Annotated in this window: 14 protein-coding genes; all 14 read left to right on the top strand. The window is 32.2% G+C overall.

The features are described from left to right. Positions 1 to 148: 148 nt before the first annotated feature. The gene (locus ACU68Y_RS04005) at positions 149 to 466 is read left to right on the top strand and encodes a hypothetical protein (protein WP_002841332.1); all 318 of its coding nucleotides are present in this window, start codon (positions 149 to 151) and stop codon (positions 464 to 466) included. A gap of 376 nt (positions 467 to 842) precedes the next feature. Continuing rightward, entirely contained in the window at positions 843 to 1,046 is a 204-nt protein-coding gene (locus ACU68Y_RS04000) for a helix-turn-helix transcriptional regulator (protein ID WP_002841296.1), read from the top strand. Positions 1,047 to 1,057: 11 nt separating this feature from the next. Further along, entirely contained in the window at positions 1,058 to 1,477 is a 420-nt protein-coding gene (locus tag ACU68Y_RS03995) for a hypothetical protein (protein WP_060790165.1), read from the top strand. A 460-nt stretch (positions 1,478 to 1,937) separates the two neighbouring features. Then, positions 1,938 to 3,251, top strand: coding sequence for a DUF2254 domain-containing protein (locus ACU68Y_RS03990; protein ID WP_060790164.1), 1,314 nt, complete (start codon positions 1,938 to 1,940; stop codon positions 3,249 to 3,251). Positions 3,252 to 3,783: 532 nt separating this feature from the next. Continuing rightward, positions 3,784 to 5,094: an aspartate kinase gene (locus tag ACU68Y_RS03985; protein ID WP_060790162.1), complete on the top strand. Its 1,311-nt coding sequence runs from the start codon at positions 3,784 to 3,786 to the stop codon at positions 5,092 to 5,094. Then, positions 5,095 to 6,069, top strand: coding sequence for an aspartate-semialdehyde dehydrogenase (locus ACU68Y_RS03980; RefSeq protein ID WP_446755359.1), 975 nt, complete (start codon positions 5,095 to 5,097; stop codon positions 6,067 to 6,069). It begins immediately after the preceding gene. Position 6,070: 1 nt separating this feature from the next. Beyond that, a complete protein-coding gene (locus ACU68Y_RS03975) occupies positions 6,071 to 7,252 on the top strand; it encodes a homoserine dehydrogenase (RefSeq protein WP_060790160.1) in 1,182 nt (393 codons plus the stop codon). Continuing rightward, entirely contained in the window at positions 7,249 to 9,543 is a 2,295-nt protein-coding gene (gene thrB, locus ACU68Y_RS03970) for a homoserine kinase (RefSeq protein ID WP_446755358.1), read from the top strand. Before ACU68Y_RS03975 ends, thrB begins: the two co-directional genes overlap by 4 nt. A 136-nt stretch (positions 9,544 to 9,679) precedes the next feature. Beyond that, positions 9,680 to 12,211: a magnesium-translocating P-type ATPase gene (gene mgtA / locus ACU68Y_RS03965; RefSeq protein WP_446755357.1), complete on the top strand. Its 2,532-nt coding sequence runs from the start codon at positions 9,680 to 9,682 to the stop codon at positions 12,209 to 12,211. A gap of 236 nt (positions 12,212 to 12,447) precedes the next feature. After that, complete coding sequence (locus tag ACU68Y_RS03960) at positions 12,448 to 12,972, top strand: helix-turn-helix domain-containing protein (protein WP_446755356.1); 525 nt, start codon at positions 12,448 to 12,450, stop codon at positions 12,970 to 12,972. A 146-nt stretch (positions 12,973 to 13,118) separates the two neighbouring features. Beyond that, positions 13,119 to 14,303 carry an amidohydrolase gene (locus ACU68Y_RS03955; RefSeq protein ID WP_060790156.1) on the top strand — a complete coding sequence of 395 codons (1,185 nt, stop codon included), beginning with the start codon at positions 13,119 to 13,121 and terminating at the stop codon, positions 14,301 to 14,303. Positions 14,304 to 14,318: 15 nt separating this feature from the next. Then, on the top strand, positions 14,319 to 15,260 hold the full coding sequence (locus tag ACU68Y_RS03950; RefSeq protein ID WP_004166978.1) for a 2-keto-3-deoxygluconate permease: 942 nt from the start codon (positions 14,319 to 14,321) through the stop codon (positions 15,258 to 15,260). 270 nt (positions 15,261 to 15,530) lie between these two features. Continuing rightward, positions 15,531 to 15,995 (top strand): N-6 DNA methylase, encoded by a 465-nt coding sequence (locus ACU68Y_RS03945; RefSeq protein WP_446755355.1) that lies wholly within the window; start codon positions 15,531 to 15,533, stop codon positions 15,993 to 15,995. A gap of 227 nt (positions 15,996 to 16,222) precedes the next feature. Then, a complete protein-coding gene (locus ACU68Y_RS03940; RefSeq protein ID WP_002841437.1) occupies positions 16,223 to 16,750 on the top strand; it encodes a thioredoxin family protein in 528 nt (175 codons plus the stop codon). The last annotated feature ends 43 nt before the right edge of the window (positions 16,751 to 16,793 follow it).

Here is a 16,793-nt window from a genome sequence, read left to right as displayed (position 1 = left end):
GATTAGTTAGGATATCTAAAGATAGGCTAAATGTTTCAGGCTTGTAGCATTTCTACTGAAGTAGATAATTTTTGATAACCTATAGTTATTTAAAAGAAAAATTTATTCGTTTTTAAAAAGTAGATTTTATTTTTAGGAGGTGTAGATTGTGTTAAATAAAATAAGAAATTTCAAAAAGATGAATTTGATAACTAAAATATCATATATTTTGCTAATAACATTGTTTGTAATAATTCCATTTACAGGTTTGGTGTTAGAGTCTTTGAATATTAATATTATAAGTTTAAATATGATATTTGCACTATATATTCTAACTATAGTAGCTTCCTTGATGGCAAAACAGTGGAAATTGATAGTTGTAGCAACGATTGGAAGCATGATAATTTGGGCGATTACATTAGGCCTATCAGAAGTATTGTGGTATTACTTGAAAGAGTTTTTTGGAATTGATATTTCATATAGATAAAGAATTATTTATCTAAGGTGAAAATTTCGATGTTTTGTAACTTACAAAGGTAAAAAAATAGATACACCTTTATCCTATATTTAGTAGTTGAGGTTTAGATTTTATAAATTAGGAAAGAAAATATGAATATAAAAAATTTGAGTATATTTTGATAATTGCATCTATAATAACCATATTCGTAGGATATAATGACTTTAAAAAGCATATACCCATGTATGTAGCGATTATGTGTGTTTGTTTGTGCAATATTATCGTTAGTTTATTTCTTCAACATTAAAAAAAGCATGTAAATATGAATATAAGAAGACTGTATCGTATATATTAAAGTCATTGTTATGTGATTAATTTGCATTATAGCATATATGGAAGTGATTACATGGAAGTAGTAATTGAAAATAGAATTGCAGAATTTCGAAAGGAGCTTGGACTATCGCAACATAGGCTCGCTAAAGCTGTTGGTATGAAAAGAAGGTCAATAATGGCTTATGAAAATAATACGATAAGTCCAACTCTTGAAACAGCCTATAAAATTTGCAAGGTATTAAATAAAGATATTAAAGAAGTATTTATTTTTAAGTAAGGAGGGATAATATGGGACTTTTATTTAATGATAATAATGAGATAAATGAAAAAATTAAAAATGAATTTGGAAATTTAGACAATCATTTAATAGCATTTAAGCATAATGGTATAAAGAAGGGATTGGCTAAGTTATTAATTATAGGTGGGCTATATTATACATTTGATTCAAATAGAACTTTTATCTTATATTTTTCAAACAAAGGAATTCACGAAGAGGAAATAAGTAATTCTGTTAAAGGAGACTTTTTGTTGATGCCATGGAATGAAATCAGCTCTTTTGATATCAAAGTTAAAAATAATAAAGCTATTATAGAATTAGTTCATATTGGAAAAAGAATAGGATATGAAATTCCTTTTAATGGGAGAATTTTTAGAACTAACAAGGCTAATTTAAAAAAATTAGAAGAGAAGGACTGGAATAAAATTTAAGTAATTTAGTTGATGAATCAGTAATCTAAGTTATAATAAATAAAAACTACTAAGAATCTAGGAATAGATTATTGGTAGTTTTTTATTTTCAAAAAAATAAATGTAAAAACCATGGATAATATATAATGGGAAAAATAAATTAAAATAGATTTAGTGATACTCTAAAAAAATTATCTAGTATTTTGAATGGATTGGGATGTATCGTACGTTTGTAAAAGAAGAGTGGGAATAAATTTGCGTTCTAAATGGCGAACTAGGATTGTTTAGAAAGCGCCTCATTACGGCGTACTTGAGTAGTTTCTTTTATAGATTGATTGAAGATAGATTGGGGAAATAAGCAAGAAAACCACAAAGGATTTTTCAATTACAAAAAGATTAATATATTATTTTATATTGGATAAATACCAAGTATATGATAATATAGTTTCATAATTACAACATTTAAATAGGAGGATTGAGTATGTTGTCTAAAATTAAATTGTGGTTTTTTAATCATAAGAATTTTTTAAGGATGTCAAGATTTTTAATTTTAACAGTGTCGCTTCTTTTAGTTACCTGGATTTTTGATCATCAATATATTTCATTTAAATCTTATATTCCCAAACAACTATTGTTATCGGTTGAAGTTTCGGTAGATTTTCTTTCTAATATATCTGGAATATTTTTAACTATAAGTACTTTTTGTTTTACAATTATTGTCACTGTACTTAATAAATATAGCAGTAGCATATCACCTAGGTTGCTTCAGAGTTTTATAGATAGGACCGGAGTTCTTGGTTTATATGGTATATTTGTCAGTGGTTTTTTCTATTCAGTAATCAGTATCCTATTATTGCAAGATATTGCTCCAGACCAACATGTTGTAGCTGGAAGTCTTGGAATTGCTTATTCCATAATTGCGATGCTAAGTTTTATCGCTTTCTCAAGACAGGTTCTTGATAATCTAAAAGTATCAAATATTATAGAAAATATTTTTAATGATTGCGAGAAACTTATTGATAAAGAGGTAGAACTAAGAGAAAAAGCTAAGCATTATGAAGAAAGCGACGAATCTACAAAGTTATCAATTGTAGCTGAGAGTTCAGGTTATTTATTTGAAATAAAAGCAGATGAGATTTTTAAAGATCTTAATGGCATAAAAGCAGAACTTGTTATAAACAAGAGAATTGGTGAATACACAACCAAAGGAGAAAGCGTAGGGGAATTAAATATATTCCAATGCGAGTTAGATGATAATGATAAAAAAGAATTAAAAGAAAAATTAAGTCCATTGTTTCTAATAAATGCTTACAATAATAGAGAAGAAGATTATCACCGTGGAATTGTAAACTTAACCGAAATCGCGAATATGGCCCTAAGCCCAGGTACAAATGATCCAAATACTGCGATAATGTGTATAAATAAAATGTCATCATTACTAGGGAAACTATTATCTGCAGGCAATCATTTTATAATCATGAAAGAGGACGAAGATGTAAAAATAATTTATCAAAGTTATTCTGTCGAGGATGAACTATATCTTGGTTTCAGCCAGATAATTTCCTATTCAGCAGGTGATCCATTGGTTACCAAAGAGATTTTACAAGGAATTTTTATCATATACTCAATGGCAGATATAAGTGCTAAAAAAAGCATAAAAAAATTTTTTGATGATAGCTATGAAATTTTAATAGAAAATTTTACTCACGAAATTCATTTGGATAGTTTTAAAAGAATAAAAAACAACATGGAAGAGCACGCAAGCTTATCGGAAAATACATCTGAATCCATTTAATTTTAAATGAGTTCAAGAATAATTTTAAAAAGTGGTCAATTAGTATACTATTTGTTGACCACTTTTCGATAATAACACTGGATCAATTTTCGGTTGCATTTACATGATTAAATATTTACGTTGAGCCTAATGCATTTAATATAAGCAAAAAAATTAATATCTTTATATAAAAAACACGAAAAATTACTATTGAAAGACAATGGTTCTGAACTTGTGTCAATATTAAAGGAAAATGAGACAATATTTTTTAAAAAAATAGAATCTAATATTTTGAATGGTTTGGGATACATTGGACATTTGGAAAAGAAGAGTGAGAGTAATCAAGAACAACATCACAAGACTCTAGCAAAACTAGGGTCTTGTTTTTTTACTCTAGTTTATAAATTTGACAATATTGCGATTTAATTATATAATTTTAAAAATTACTTATAGAATTTTTGGATTATTTACTTTGTTTTGATAAATTTATGAGAAAAAATTCTCACGTAGATATAGAATTATTATTTAATAGAGCTAACAAGAAGGGGAAGTCATGAAAGTTGTAAAATTTGGTGGCAGTTCACTGTCTGATGCTAATCAATTGAAAAAAGTTAAGGATATTATCATGAATGATGATGCACGCAAGTTCATCGTTGTTTCTGCGCCTGGAAAAGGCGTGAATAATAAGCACAAGGTGACAGATTTATTGGCAATGTGTCACGAATTGAGTGCGCATGATTTGAATTTTAATGAGGTTTACGAGATCATTGAGAATATTTATAAAAATATTGTCGATGATCTTGTTTTGAATATTGACATTGATAAAATTCTTTCTGATGTAAAAGAAGAAATTACAAATGGCGCAAGTTATGATTTTGTTGTGAGTCGTGGTGAGTTTATGAGTGCAAAAGTGCTTGCGGCGTATTTGGATTATGATTTCGTGGATGCGAAGGATTTGATTGCATTCGATGATGGCGAGTTGGATATTGTAAAATCACATGAAAATATCAAAAATATTTTGACGAAACACGACAGAGCTGTAGTGCCGGGATTTTACGGCGTTGACGAACATAATAATGTACACACTTTTTCTCGAGGGGGTTCTGATGTTACAGGATCAGTCATTGCGGCGAGCTTGGACTGTGAGATGTATGAAAATTTTACTGACGTGTCAGGATTTTTGGTTGCAGATCCAAGAATTGTTAAAAATCCTAAACCGATGGGGACAATTACGTATCATGAACTTCGTGAGCTTTCATATATGGGCGCAAAAGTTTTGCACGAAGAGGCGATATTTCCACTTAGGGACAAGAACATTCCTATAAACATCAAAAACACAAATGCTCCAGATGAAGCAGGAACGTTGATTTTATCGAAGTGCGATGTGAAAAACAAAAATATTGTGACTGGAATTTCTGGAAAGAAAGATTTCACTGTTATAAATCTTGAAAAAGTAAATATGAATACGGAGAAGGATTTTTTCAGAAAATTGACGACGGTTTTTGAATCCAACGATATATTGATTGAACACATGCCATCTAGTATTGATTCTGTTTCTGTTTTGGTTTCTGATTCATCCATCACACCGAAATTAAATAAGGTTCTTGAAGAATTGAAAATTTATTTGGATGTGGATAAGATTTCTTGGGAAAGAGATATCTCGCTAATCGCAGTGGTTGGTCGAGGTATGATTAATGAAAAAGGTGTATCGTCGAGGACTTTTACAGCTCTTGCGAAAGAAGGCGTAAATATCAAGATGATCAGCCAAGGTTCCAGCGAAATCAATATTATTATTGGCGTTGAAACAAAAGATTTTGAAAAGGCAATTCGTTCTATATATAAAGAATTTTACAAGGAGGACTAAATGAAGGTTAATGTAGCAGTTGTAGGTGCAACTGGACTTGTTGGAAGTATGATGTTAAAAGTTTTGAGTGAGAAAAATTTTCCAATCGATAAATTGTACTTATTCAGTTCGAAAAAATCAGCTGGATCTGAAGTTGAATACTGTGGCAAAAAATACACTGTCGAAGAATTAAACGAAAATTCGTTTGAAGGAAAAGATATTAAAATTGCGCTATTTTCAGCAGGAGGATCTGTAAGTGAAAAATACGCACCAATAGCGGCAAAAGCAGGCGTCACAGTTATTGACAACAGCTCACATTTCAGAATGAATCCCGATGTTCCATTGGTAGTTCCAGAAATAAATCCTGAAGATATTAAAACGAATAAGGGAATAATTGCAAATCCCAACTGTTCTACAATTCAATCTGTTCTTCCATTAAAACCAATTCACGATAAGTACAAGATCAAAAGAGTGATTTATTCGACTTATCAATCAGTGTCAGGATCTGGTGTGAAGGGGATTTCTGATTTGGAGGAAGGAACACAACTTGCATACAAATATCCAATCAGAAACAATTGTATTCCACAAATCGATGTTTTCATGGACAACGGATATACGAAAGAAGAAATGAAAATGATAGATGAAACCAAGAAAATTCTTCACGATGATATCCGCGTGACTGCTACGACTGTTCGAGTTCCTGTAAAATCTTCGCACAGCGTTTCAATTAATGTTGAAACTGAAAATCCATTTGAAATTGAAGATGTGAAGAAAATTATCGCAGATTATCCAGGAATGGTTCTTCAAGATGATATCGAAAACGAAATCTATCCAATGGCTATCACATCAGCTGGCAAAAACGAGGTTTTTGTTGGAAGAATCAGACGTGACTACACTGTAGATAACGGGATTAATTTATGGTGTTGTGCTGATAATATCAGAAAAGGTGCTGCAACAAATGCCGTACAAATCGCACTAAAAGTCTTGGAGGGTTAATGTGAAAATCGCAATAATGGGGTTTGGGACTGTAGGATGCGGTGTAGAAGAAATTCTATACAAAAAAAGAAAATCCCTAATAAAAAATAACTTCGACATACAAATAGACAAAATTTTGATAAAAAATACAGATAAACAAAGATTTCCACTCCAAAAAGACCTCGTATTTACTGATGATTTTGATGAGATTTTAAATTCTGATGTGGACACAGTCATTGATGTTACATCGAGCCTTGAAGAAACTCACGAAAGAATCGTGGCGTTGATGAATGCTGGTAAAAATATAGTGACGGCAAACAAGGCTGTTGTTTCCAAATATTTTGAAGAGTTAAATGAGCTTGCTGTGAAAAATGATGTGTATTTCTCATACGAAGCTTCAGTTGCTGGTGCGATTCCTGTAATACATCCTATCATGGAAGAAATATTTTTCAGCGACATGAATAAAATATACGGGATTTTGAATGGAACTTCCAATTATATTTTGTCCAAAATGGAAACTGAAGGATTATCTTACGATGAAGTTTTGAGACAAGCACAAGATTTGGGATACGCTGAGGCTGATCCAACTGCGGATGTAGGTGGATTTGATGCTATGAGAAAAATCAGAATCGTCTCCTCGCTTATTTACAATTCTATGATAAATGAAGAAGATATATTTACATTTGGAATTTCAAATGTGACAAAAACTGATTTTGAATTTGCAAAAAACTTGGGATACTCTATCAGACTTCTCGCAAAATCCACATTAGAAGATAATAAGATAAATATTTCAGTGATTCCTACTTTTGTAAAAGACGATTTCTTCCAGAAGACATTCGAAGGAACAAATGCAATCAAAGTGTGGGGAGAAAACTTCAATTCATACGAATTTAAAGGTCCTGGAGCGGGAAAACTTGAAACAGCCGATGCGATTATGCGAGATCTATTGAGAATTATTGCAAAAAGAGAAATAAAAACTTTCTACGATGCGACAAATTCATTTGAAGTTGAAAATAATATCAAACACAAATTCTACATCAGAACAACTGAAGTTACAGATGGTTTGAAAGATATAATAGATAGGGAAAAAACATCAGGTGAAAATCATTTGATAGTTACGAAAAAAGTTAGCTTGGATAAATTGAAATCAGCTATCGAAAATTTTGACCAAGTATTCATAGCGGAAATTGAGGGGGAAAAATGAGATATTTATCGACAAGAAATTCTAATTTAAAAGTTTCATCACGTGAAGCAATTCTCAAAGGAATATCTGAAGATGGCGGACTTTTCGTGCCAGAATCATTTCCGAAATTTGACATATTAAACCACTTGGATCTTTCGTATACACAACTTTGTCACGCAATCCTATCTCTTTATCTGACAGATTTTGATAGCGACGAGTTACTAGAAATAATCGAGAAATCATACGCAAGCTTTGAAGAAGACATCTGCAAAGTAGCTTATCATAAAGATTATTATTTGGAGCTTTACCATGGAAGAACATCCGCATTCAAAGATTTCGCACTTTGTTTGCTTCCAAATCTTATGATTTATGCGAAAAAATCCTTGGGAATAAATGAAAAGACGTTGATATTGACGGCGACATCTGGAGATACAGGAAAAGCTGCTCTCGAAGGATTTTACAACATAGAAAATATCGACATCTTGGTTTTGTATCCGACAGAAGGAGTAAGCTGTATCCAAAAAGCACAAATGGATACGACATCATCGCTCAATTCAAAAGTCATATCGATTGATGGGAATTTTGATGATGCACAAACGGCGGCAAAGAAGATTTTCAACGACAAAGATATAATAGAAAAATTGAAAAATCAAAATATTTGTTTGTCATCAGCAAACTCCATCAATATTGGAAGATTGTTGCCGCAAATCGTATACTACTTCTACGCATACCAAGATTTGTTAAATAATAAAAAAATTTCTGCCGGAGAAAAAATCTCATTCTGTGTACCTACAGGAAATTTCGGAGATATCTTGGCGGGATACTACGCAAAAGAAATGGGGCTTCCAATTGAAAAACTCGTCATCGCATCCAATGACAACAACGTGTTGACAGATTTTTTCACGACTGGAACTTACGATGCAAACAGAGATTTGGTCAAGACAATCTCTCCTTCGATGGATATTTTGGTTTCTTCAAATCTTGAAAGATTGATTTACCACAAATCATCAGATGAAATCGTAAAACAAAAAATGACAGAATTGAATGAGTCGAAAATTTTCACGTTTGAAGGAGATTTCCATGAGTTTAAATGTGGATATGCAACTGAAAATGAAACGAGAAAAACAATAAAGGAAGTTTTCGAAGACGAAGGGTATTTGATAGACACTCACACTGCGGTTGCAAAAAATATCACAGACAAACTTGGGCTCGACAAAACAGTTATATTGTCGACTGCAAGCCCGTACAAATTCTCTTCCACGGTTTTGAAAGCATTGGGAGAAAATATATCGTCAGATGAATTTGAAAATATTAATCTTCTATACGAGAAAACTGAAGCGAAAATTCCTACTGAAATCAAAAAATTACATTCTAAGAAAATAATTCATAAAACAAAAATTACAAAAGATAAAATAGAAGATGAAGTATTAAAATTTGCAAAGCGAGGCAAGAGAATTTTCGTTCCTGCAACGTCTGCAAACATTGGTCCTGGGTTTGATGCGCTTGGAGTTGCACTGGATTTGGCAAACACATGTGAATTTAAGTTGACAGATGATGAAAATACATTTGAAAAAAATGTAGAATCTAATTTGATATATAAATCATACATGTATACATTTGATTTTTACGGAGAAAAAATAGTTCCTGTGGAATTTGACCTCGATACTAATATTCCAATGTCACGAGGACTCGGCTCGTCTGCAGCTTGTATCGTAATGGGAATAATGGCGGCATTTTCAGTCATGGGAAAAAATTCCGACAAAAAAGAAATATTGAAAATAGCAACACAAATCGAAGGCCATCCTGACAACGTAGCGCCAGCGATTTTCGCAGATGCTGTTGCGTCAATATTAAAAGACGATGAAGTTTTCGTGGAAAAATTTGAAATATCCGACAAATTCAAATTCCTTGCGATAATTCCAGATTTTGAGCTTTCGACACAAAAAGCAAGAGAAGCACTGCCAGAAAATTACACAAAAAACGATGCGGTGTTCAATATTTCGAGAGTTTCGATGCTAGTATTGTCATTAATTTCTGGAAATAAAGATAATCTGAAAATCGCACTTGAAGATAAAATTCACGAGCCTTACAGATTACAACTAATTCCTGAAATAGAAAAAATCGACGAAATTATCGAAAACTCTGATGCAATCGGACATTATTTGAGTGGAGCAGGCTCAACGATTATGGTCATTTTAAAATCAGATGACACTACATCAGAATCAGAAATTAGAAATAAATTGAACAACTTATCCAATTCTTATGAAGTTATGCAGCTTGATATCGATAAAAAAGGCGCATTCATAATTTAAACATTTTAAGAATACACAATGAAATATTTTTAATACCAGAGATTTATTTCTCTGGTATTTTTATTTAAAAATAATCAATATATGATATTGAAATTAAACACGATTGAGAATATACTTGTGATGTGAGGAGGGAGATATGGAAAAATTTTGGTCATACGATGTAGATGAAGTACTTAAAACTATAGAAACTTCGAAAAATGGTCTGTCAACTGAACAGGCAAATGAAAGAATAGAAAAATTGGGGCAAAATTTATTCGAAGAGAAAAAATCAGCCTCGAAATTAATGGTTTTTATAAATCAATTCAAAAATCCAATAACAATGATATTAATTTTTGCGGCGATTTTGTCGATATTTTTGAAAGATTACTCTGATGGGATTATCATTCTAATAATTATCATGATATCTGCACTATTGAGCTACAATCACGAAAGTAAAGCGAATGATGCAGTAAAAAAACTCTTGTCAACAGTAAGTGTCACATCGGCGGTGCTAAGAGATGGAAAATTTCAAGAATTGGATAATTCTAAGCTAACGATTGGAGATGTAATATCTGTCAAGACAGGAGACATGATCCCTGCGGATTGTTTGCTTATTGAAGAAAATTCGCTCTCCATGGATGAATCCAGCTTAACAGGAGAGACTTTTCCGGTTGAAAAAAATGTGGAGAAATTAGAAGAAAAAACAACACTTTCACAAAGGAAAAATTCGTTGTGGATGGGAACACATGTAATTAGTGGATCGGGAAAAGCTGTAATTGTAAATTTGGCAAAAGATTCGGAATTTGGGAAAATTACGGAGTCTTTGGATGAAACAGAAACCGACACAGATTTTGAAAGAGGTATCAAAGATTTTGGTAATTTGATTCTTCAAGTTACAACAATTTTAATCGGATTGATATTTTTGTTCAACATTATTCTCAACAAGCCTTTCTTGGAATCATTCATGTTTGCATTGGCATTGTCTGTAGGATTGACACCACAAATGTTACCAGCTATCATCAGCGTAAACTTGTCACAAGGTGCAAAAAGAATGTCAGCGCAAGGAGTTATTGTAAAAAAACTAAACTCCATAGAAAACTTCGGCTCGATGACAGTAATGTGTTCAGATAAAACAGGAACCATAACAAAAGGCCAAGTCAAACTTGAATCTGCGATGGATAATACTGGGAAAAAATCAGAAACATTAGTCAAACTAGCAGCCATCAATTCATATTTTCAAGAAGGATACACCAATCCGATTGATCAAGCGATTTTAGATGAAAATAAGAATGATTTTACAAAATACGAGAAACTTTTCGAAATTCCATATTCTTTTGAAAACAAATTATTGAGCGTAATTGTAAACACAAATAATGATTTGTCAGATGAAAATATCATGATTACAAAAGGCGCATTGACTAGCGTAATCAATGTTTGTTCGACATATCAAGATGAGAGTGGAAATTCGGGAAATATCGAAGAAATCAAATCTGAAATAATGGATTTGTTCGAGAAGTATTCTAGCCAAGGATACAGAATTTTGGGATTAGCTTACAAAAACATCGATCAGGAAACAGATGTAAGCAAACAAAAAGCTGAAAATTTGATATTTAGAGGACTTCTATTATTCATCGATCCATTAAAAGACGATATAAAAGATGTTATTGAAAAAATGAACTCGTTGGGAGTTTCATTAAAAATGATAACGGGAGATAATCATTTGATAGCCAAAAATATTGGAAGCAAAGTAGGATTAAATCCCGATAAAATTCTACTCGGCGAAGATTTGAACTCGTATTCATTGAGTCAATTGAACAAAAAAATCATGGACATAGATATTTTTGCAGAAATCAGTCCAAACCAAAAAGAAAAAATAATTTTAGCATATAAACAAGCTGGAGAAATCGTCGGATATATGGGAGACGGGATAAATGATGCGCCTGCGATAAAACAAGCAGACGTCGGAATATCTGTCGACACAGCAGCAGACACAGCAAAAGATGCGGCATCAATTGTTTTATTGGAAAACAGCTTAAAAGTTTTGGTATCGGGAATAAAAGAAGGTAGAAGAACATTCATCAACACATTGAAATACATATTTGTAGCCACAAGCGCAAATTTTGGAAATATGTTTTCAATGGCTGGAGCGAGCTTGTTCTTGAAATTCTTACCACTATTACCAAAACAAATTCTACTAACAAATCTATTTACAGATTTTCCATCGCTACAAATCGCATCAGACTCGGTAGATGAAGATTGGTTGCAAAGCCCTGTAACATGGGATATGAAATTTATAAAAAGATTCATGATAATATTTGGAATAACATCGTCAGTGTTTGACTATTTAACATTTGTCGTATTGTTATTATTGTTCAAAGCCAATGAACAATTCTTCCAAACAGGATGGATGCTGGAATCGGTAATCTCAGCCATGGTAGTAATGCTAATAGTCAGAACAAAAAGGCCGGTAATTAAAAGCAAACCTAGCAACAAACTATTGCTAGCAATATTTTTAGTTGCAATAGCCTTGATTGCGATAATCTACAGTCCAATAAACACTTACCTTGGATTGATAGCATTGCCAGCTCAAGCACTATTATCAATGTTAGCAATATCTTTGATTTACGCATTGACAGCAGAAATATTTAAAAAACAATTCTACAAACACAATTCTTTCTCGAGAAAATAAAAGCTAATGTGAGAATAAAAATTTTGGGTAATAAATTGTAACAAAAAATTTTAACGGCAAAGGATAAGCTTCGCGCTTATCCTTTTGTTGTAAAAATTTAAATCAAAATTATAGTACAATTTAAATGGTAGGTATTGTAATTGTGAAAATCATTGGATTTTGTGATGTTAATTTTAGTTTCTTGTGGCAACGGAAGGAATTATTGTATCATTGTGGCATAGAAAGAAGGGATATAAATGTTGAATGAAAATATTAAATCACTAAGAAAACAAAATGGATTGTCACAAGAACAATTAGCAAATGAAATGCACGTTGTCAGACAGACAGTTTCAAAATGGGAGAGAGGATTGTCCGTTCCAGATTCGGATTCTTTGATAAAGTTATCGGAAATCTTACACACATCTGTAAGCGTACTATTAGGTGAAAATGTAGAAGAAACAGAACAAACAGAATTAGATAAAATATCGGAGAAACTCGAAGAAATTAATATGCAATTTTTCGAAAATAAACAAAAGAAAATTAAGGTTTACAGAAATATATTTATCGTAATTGATGCATTAATTGTGGTAGTGTTCTTAGTTCTGTTTTTTATGAAAAGCAGCTATTTGCAATGGGACACGACAGATTCCAACACAGCAGTAATGAAATTTATAATGCAAAGTTTTGAATGGGGATTTGTCAGAATTGCACCATTAATTTTTGTGATTTGTACAATTTGTGCTTATATTTTTAATAAGAAATTAAAAGCGATAGTAGTGTGATATAATAAAATATTTTTTGAACAAACAGAGACCAAGTAGAAATGCTTGGCTTTTTTACTTGTTTCATTTTTAAAATTTATATTCTAAAAATGGATAACTTTTCTTCAAAAAAGGGTATATATACTACTATGAAAGGGGAATTATTAATGAATTATGAAAAATTATTTTCTTTGATTGATTCAAAGAAGGACGATATGTTTAATGACAGAAGATGGCTTCACGAACATCCTGAACTTTCTTATGAAGAAAAGGAAACTAGTGAGTATATTTACAAACACTACGAAAACAATAAAAATGTTAAGGTTGAAAAAAATATTGGAGGATATGGAGTAAAGGTTACGATTGATTCTGGAAAGCCTGGAAAGACTGTAGCTTTGAGAGCAGACTTTGATGCGCTTCCAATCACAGAAGATACGGGTCTTGACTACGCTTCTAAAAACAAGGGCGTAATGCATGCTTGTGGTCACGATGCACATACTGCATATATGATGACATTGGCAGATTGTTTGGTTGAAATGAAGGACGATTTTTCTGGTAAAATTGTAATAATTCACCAACCAGCGGAAGAAATGCCACCAGGAGGATCAAGTTTTATGATTAAAGATGGCGTTTTGGATGGCGTTGACAATATATTTGGCTGTCACGTCATGAGTCAATTGGATTTTGGAAAAGTTTATTACCACAAGGGTCCTACACAACAAGCTCGTGCGAAATTCGTTGCGACAGTAAAAGGAACCGGCGGACACGGCGCTGCTCCTCACGAAGCAAATGATGCTATCGTTATTGCAAGTAATTTGGTTATGAGCCTTCAAACAATTGTTTCCAGAAGATTAAACCCAATGACACCAGGCGTTGTAACTATTGGTTCATTTGATGGTAAAGGTCAATTTAATATCATAAAAGATTCTGTAACTCTTGAAGGAGACGTTAGATGCATGTCTGATGATGCAAGAGTGCTTATAGAAAAAGAAGTTAGAAATATTTGTGAAGGATTGGCAAAGGCATATAGTTGTGAAATCGAATTGGATTATAAGAATGATTATCCAGTTTTGATGAATGACGATGAAATGACACAACTTGTAGTTGATGCTGTTACAGAAGCAAAAATTCCAGAAGTTGTTGGCGTTGAAGATTGTGGACCACAAGCACAATCAGAAGACTTCTCATACTATTCACAAAAAATTCCAGCAAGTTTCTTCTACATTGGTGCGAAACCAGATGGCAAAGCATATCCACATCACCATCCAAAATTCACAATCAATGAAGATTCAATGATCATCGCAGCAAAAGCTATGGGAGCTGTTGCGTTGAAATATTTAAATGAAAAATAAACGGGGGATTTTAAAATGAAAATAATTAAAAAAATTCCTGGTGGAACATTATTAGTGCCGATGATGATATCGGCATTAATAAATACATTTTTTCCAAATCTTTTCAAAATAGGCGGAGTAACAGAATCGTTCTTCGGCCCATCGAGTTTGGGATTCATATTGGGAGCTACAATATTTATATCAGGTTGTACAGTAAAATTAAGCACAATTAAAAGCGTAGTCAAAATCTACGGGCTATTAATAATCGTAAGAACAGCAGTAGCTGCATTATTTACAATATTGTTTTTCAAATTTTTCGGAATGAAAGGAATATTGGGAATCAGTTTGATAGGATTTATTTGTACAATCACATCATTAAATCCTTCGCTTTTCTTGGCAATAATGGAAGATTGTGGAGATGAAGTTGACATGTCAGCATTCGGATTCATATCGCTATTTGCAACTCCTGCCATAGCGATGCTTATTTTCGGAATTTCCCAACCAACAAATGTAGATTACATGTCAATAGTTTCGTTGATAATTCCATTAGTATTGGGAGTTGCAATAGGAAATCTTGACAAAGATTTGGGCAAATTCATCTCAACAGGAATGCCATTTATGATATTCGCTCTAGGTTGGTCTGTTGGTAACAGCATCAATCTATTTGAAGCTGTCAAAGCAGGATTTTCGGGAGTAATAATGGCAGTAATTTATTACATCTTGATATTCTTACCAATGCTATTTGTAGAAAGAAAAGTTTTGAAGAGAGATGGAGTATCCGCTGGTGGATTGTCAACAATTGCAGGATTGTCCGCAAGTATTCCAATGATAATGGCAGCAAACGATCCTTCACTAACAGTTTATGCACCAAGAGCAGCAGCCATTGTAACATTCGGCGTAATAATTTCATCATTCGTTTCTCCATTCTTGTGTAACAAATTGTACACCGGAGAAAAACAAAAAGAAGAGAATAAATAACACAAAAGCCAATACATTTTTAAAAATGTGTTGGTTTTTTATTGCAAGAAAGTAAAGATAAAACACAATATAGTCAATTAATTATATGATATAATTAAAATGAAAAATTACATAAAATTTTATAAAACATAATGAGAAATTAACATTAATGGGAGAGATGAAAAAGCAGAAATAGATTTCAGACCAGATACAGTAGAAGAAAAAGGGTTTTTCATACTACCAAGTCAATTATTTCAAAATGTCGTAAAAACAGCAAGCACTAATGAAAATTTGAATACAGATTTGGCAAATATATTCAAATCAATCGAAAAAAGCGCAATAAGATATCCTTCAGAAGATGACATCAAAGGATTATTCGAAGATGTTGAGACCACAAGCAGCAAACTTGGAGCAACGGTAGCTGAGAAGAACAAAAGATTATGTGACATACTAACTGGAATTGACAAAATTAATTTCGGCAAATTTGAAAACAACGACATCGACGCATTCGGAGATGCATACGAATACTTGATATCCAACTATGCAAGTAATGCAGGAAAATCTGGTGGAGAATTTTTCACACTACAAACAGTGTCCAAACTATTGGCAAAGCTTGTAATAGACGGCAAAACAAGCATTAACAAGGTATACGATCCGACATGCGGGGAACGTGTCATAATAGTGATGGGTGCAGTTTGTGCTAATAAATCAACGGTTTCAGGAACTTTAACTAAATATATTTCGGACATTGCTTAGAGTAATTAGGGTCTAATTGCTGTGAGCAGTGCATGAGAGGTAAGGACATTAGCTCTTGAATAGTTGATAATTATCTAATACAATCATATTTAAGGTAATAGTTAGTTACGCATCAGTATAATTATGTTCATGTTGAATATATTAGTAGAGCAAAGGGTAAAATTTAATTAGATAAATAGTAAGTAAATTATATGGAGTAACTTATTTTTTTAGGAGGAAGTGACAATTTGAAATACAAGCAAATATTTAACTCTGGAGTTACTTTTCAACAATTTTACGATACTGCTCAGGATAGATATAAGAATTATGCTAATAATGCGATAAGAAATTATTTAAATTTAGAGAGATATTTAGAAAAGGTTAGTAGTATAACAAGCAAATTTAATATACTTGCGATTGGAGAAAACTGGTGTATTGATTCTATAATTAATATTCCTGTAGTTCATTGGTTAGAAAAAAATAATGAAAATATAAAACTTAAAGTAATAGATACAGATAGTTACAGTAAGTTTATGCCTAATGAAAAAGTTATTACACCAACATTTATTATTATGAATCAAGAATATCAGGAGATAGGGAAATGGGTTCAATATCCTAAAAGAATAATAGATGTGGTTGAATCTAAGGACCAAGTTCGAGTTATAGTAGAGAAAAGGAGATACCGACAGGGAGAATATATTGTAGATACATTGAAAGAGGTATTAGATATCCTGATTAACTATAGAAATAATATTTATTTAGGAAGGAGGAAATAAAGTGAGTCAAGAAAATAAGATAAATCAATCTTGCTGAGAGTCA

Source organism: Finegoldia sp. P1-F-LS (genome assembly GCF_052932205.1).
Note: the sequence above shows the minus strand (reverse complement) of the source record. Positions and strands in the feature narration are given on the sequence as shown.

Bases quoted from the DNA above. Each gene is read 5' to 3' on its own strand.
- ACU68Y_RS04000 (WP_002841296.1), top strand. From the start codon at position 843: ATGGAAGTAGTAATTGAAAATAGAATTGCAGAATTTCGAAAGGAGCTT.
- ACU68Y_RS03995 (WP_060790165.1), top strand. From the start codon at position 1,058: ATGGGACTTTTATTTAATGATAATAATGAGATAAATGAAAAAATTAAA.
- ACU68Y_RS03990 (WP_060790164.1), top strand. From the start codon at position 1,938: ATGTTGTCTAAAATTAAATTGTGGTTTTTTAATCATAAGAATTTTTTA.
- ACU68Y_RS03985 (WP_060790162.1), top strand. From the start codon at position 3,784: ATGAAAGTTGTAAAATTTGGTGGCAGTTCACTGTCTGATGCTAATCAA.
- ACU68Y_RS03980 (WP_446755359.1), top strand. From the start codon at position 5,095: ATGAAGGTTAATGTAGCAGTTGTAGGTGCAACTGGACTTGTTGGAAGT.
- thrB (WP_446755358.1), top strand. From the start codon at position 7,249: ATGAGATATTTATCGACAAGAAATTCTAATTTAAAAGTTTCATCACGT.
- mgtA (WP_446755357.1), top strand. From the start codon at position 9,680: ATGGAAAAATTTTGGTCATACGATGTAGATGAAGTACTTAAAACTATA.
- ACU68Y_RS03960 (WP_446755356.1), top strand. From the start codon at position 12,448: ATGTTGAATGAAAATATTAAATCACTAAGAAAACAAAATGGATTGTCA.
- ACU68Y_RS03955 (WP_060790156.1), top strand. From the start codon at position 13,119: ATGAATTATGAAAAATTATTTTCTTTGATTGATTCAAAGAAGGACGAT.
- ACU68Y_RS03950 (WP_004166978.1), top strand. From the start codon at position 14,319: ATGAAAATAATTAAAAAAATTCCTGGTGGAACATTATTAGTGCCGATG.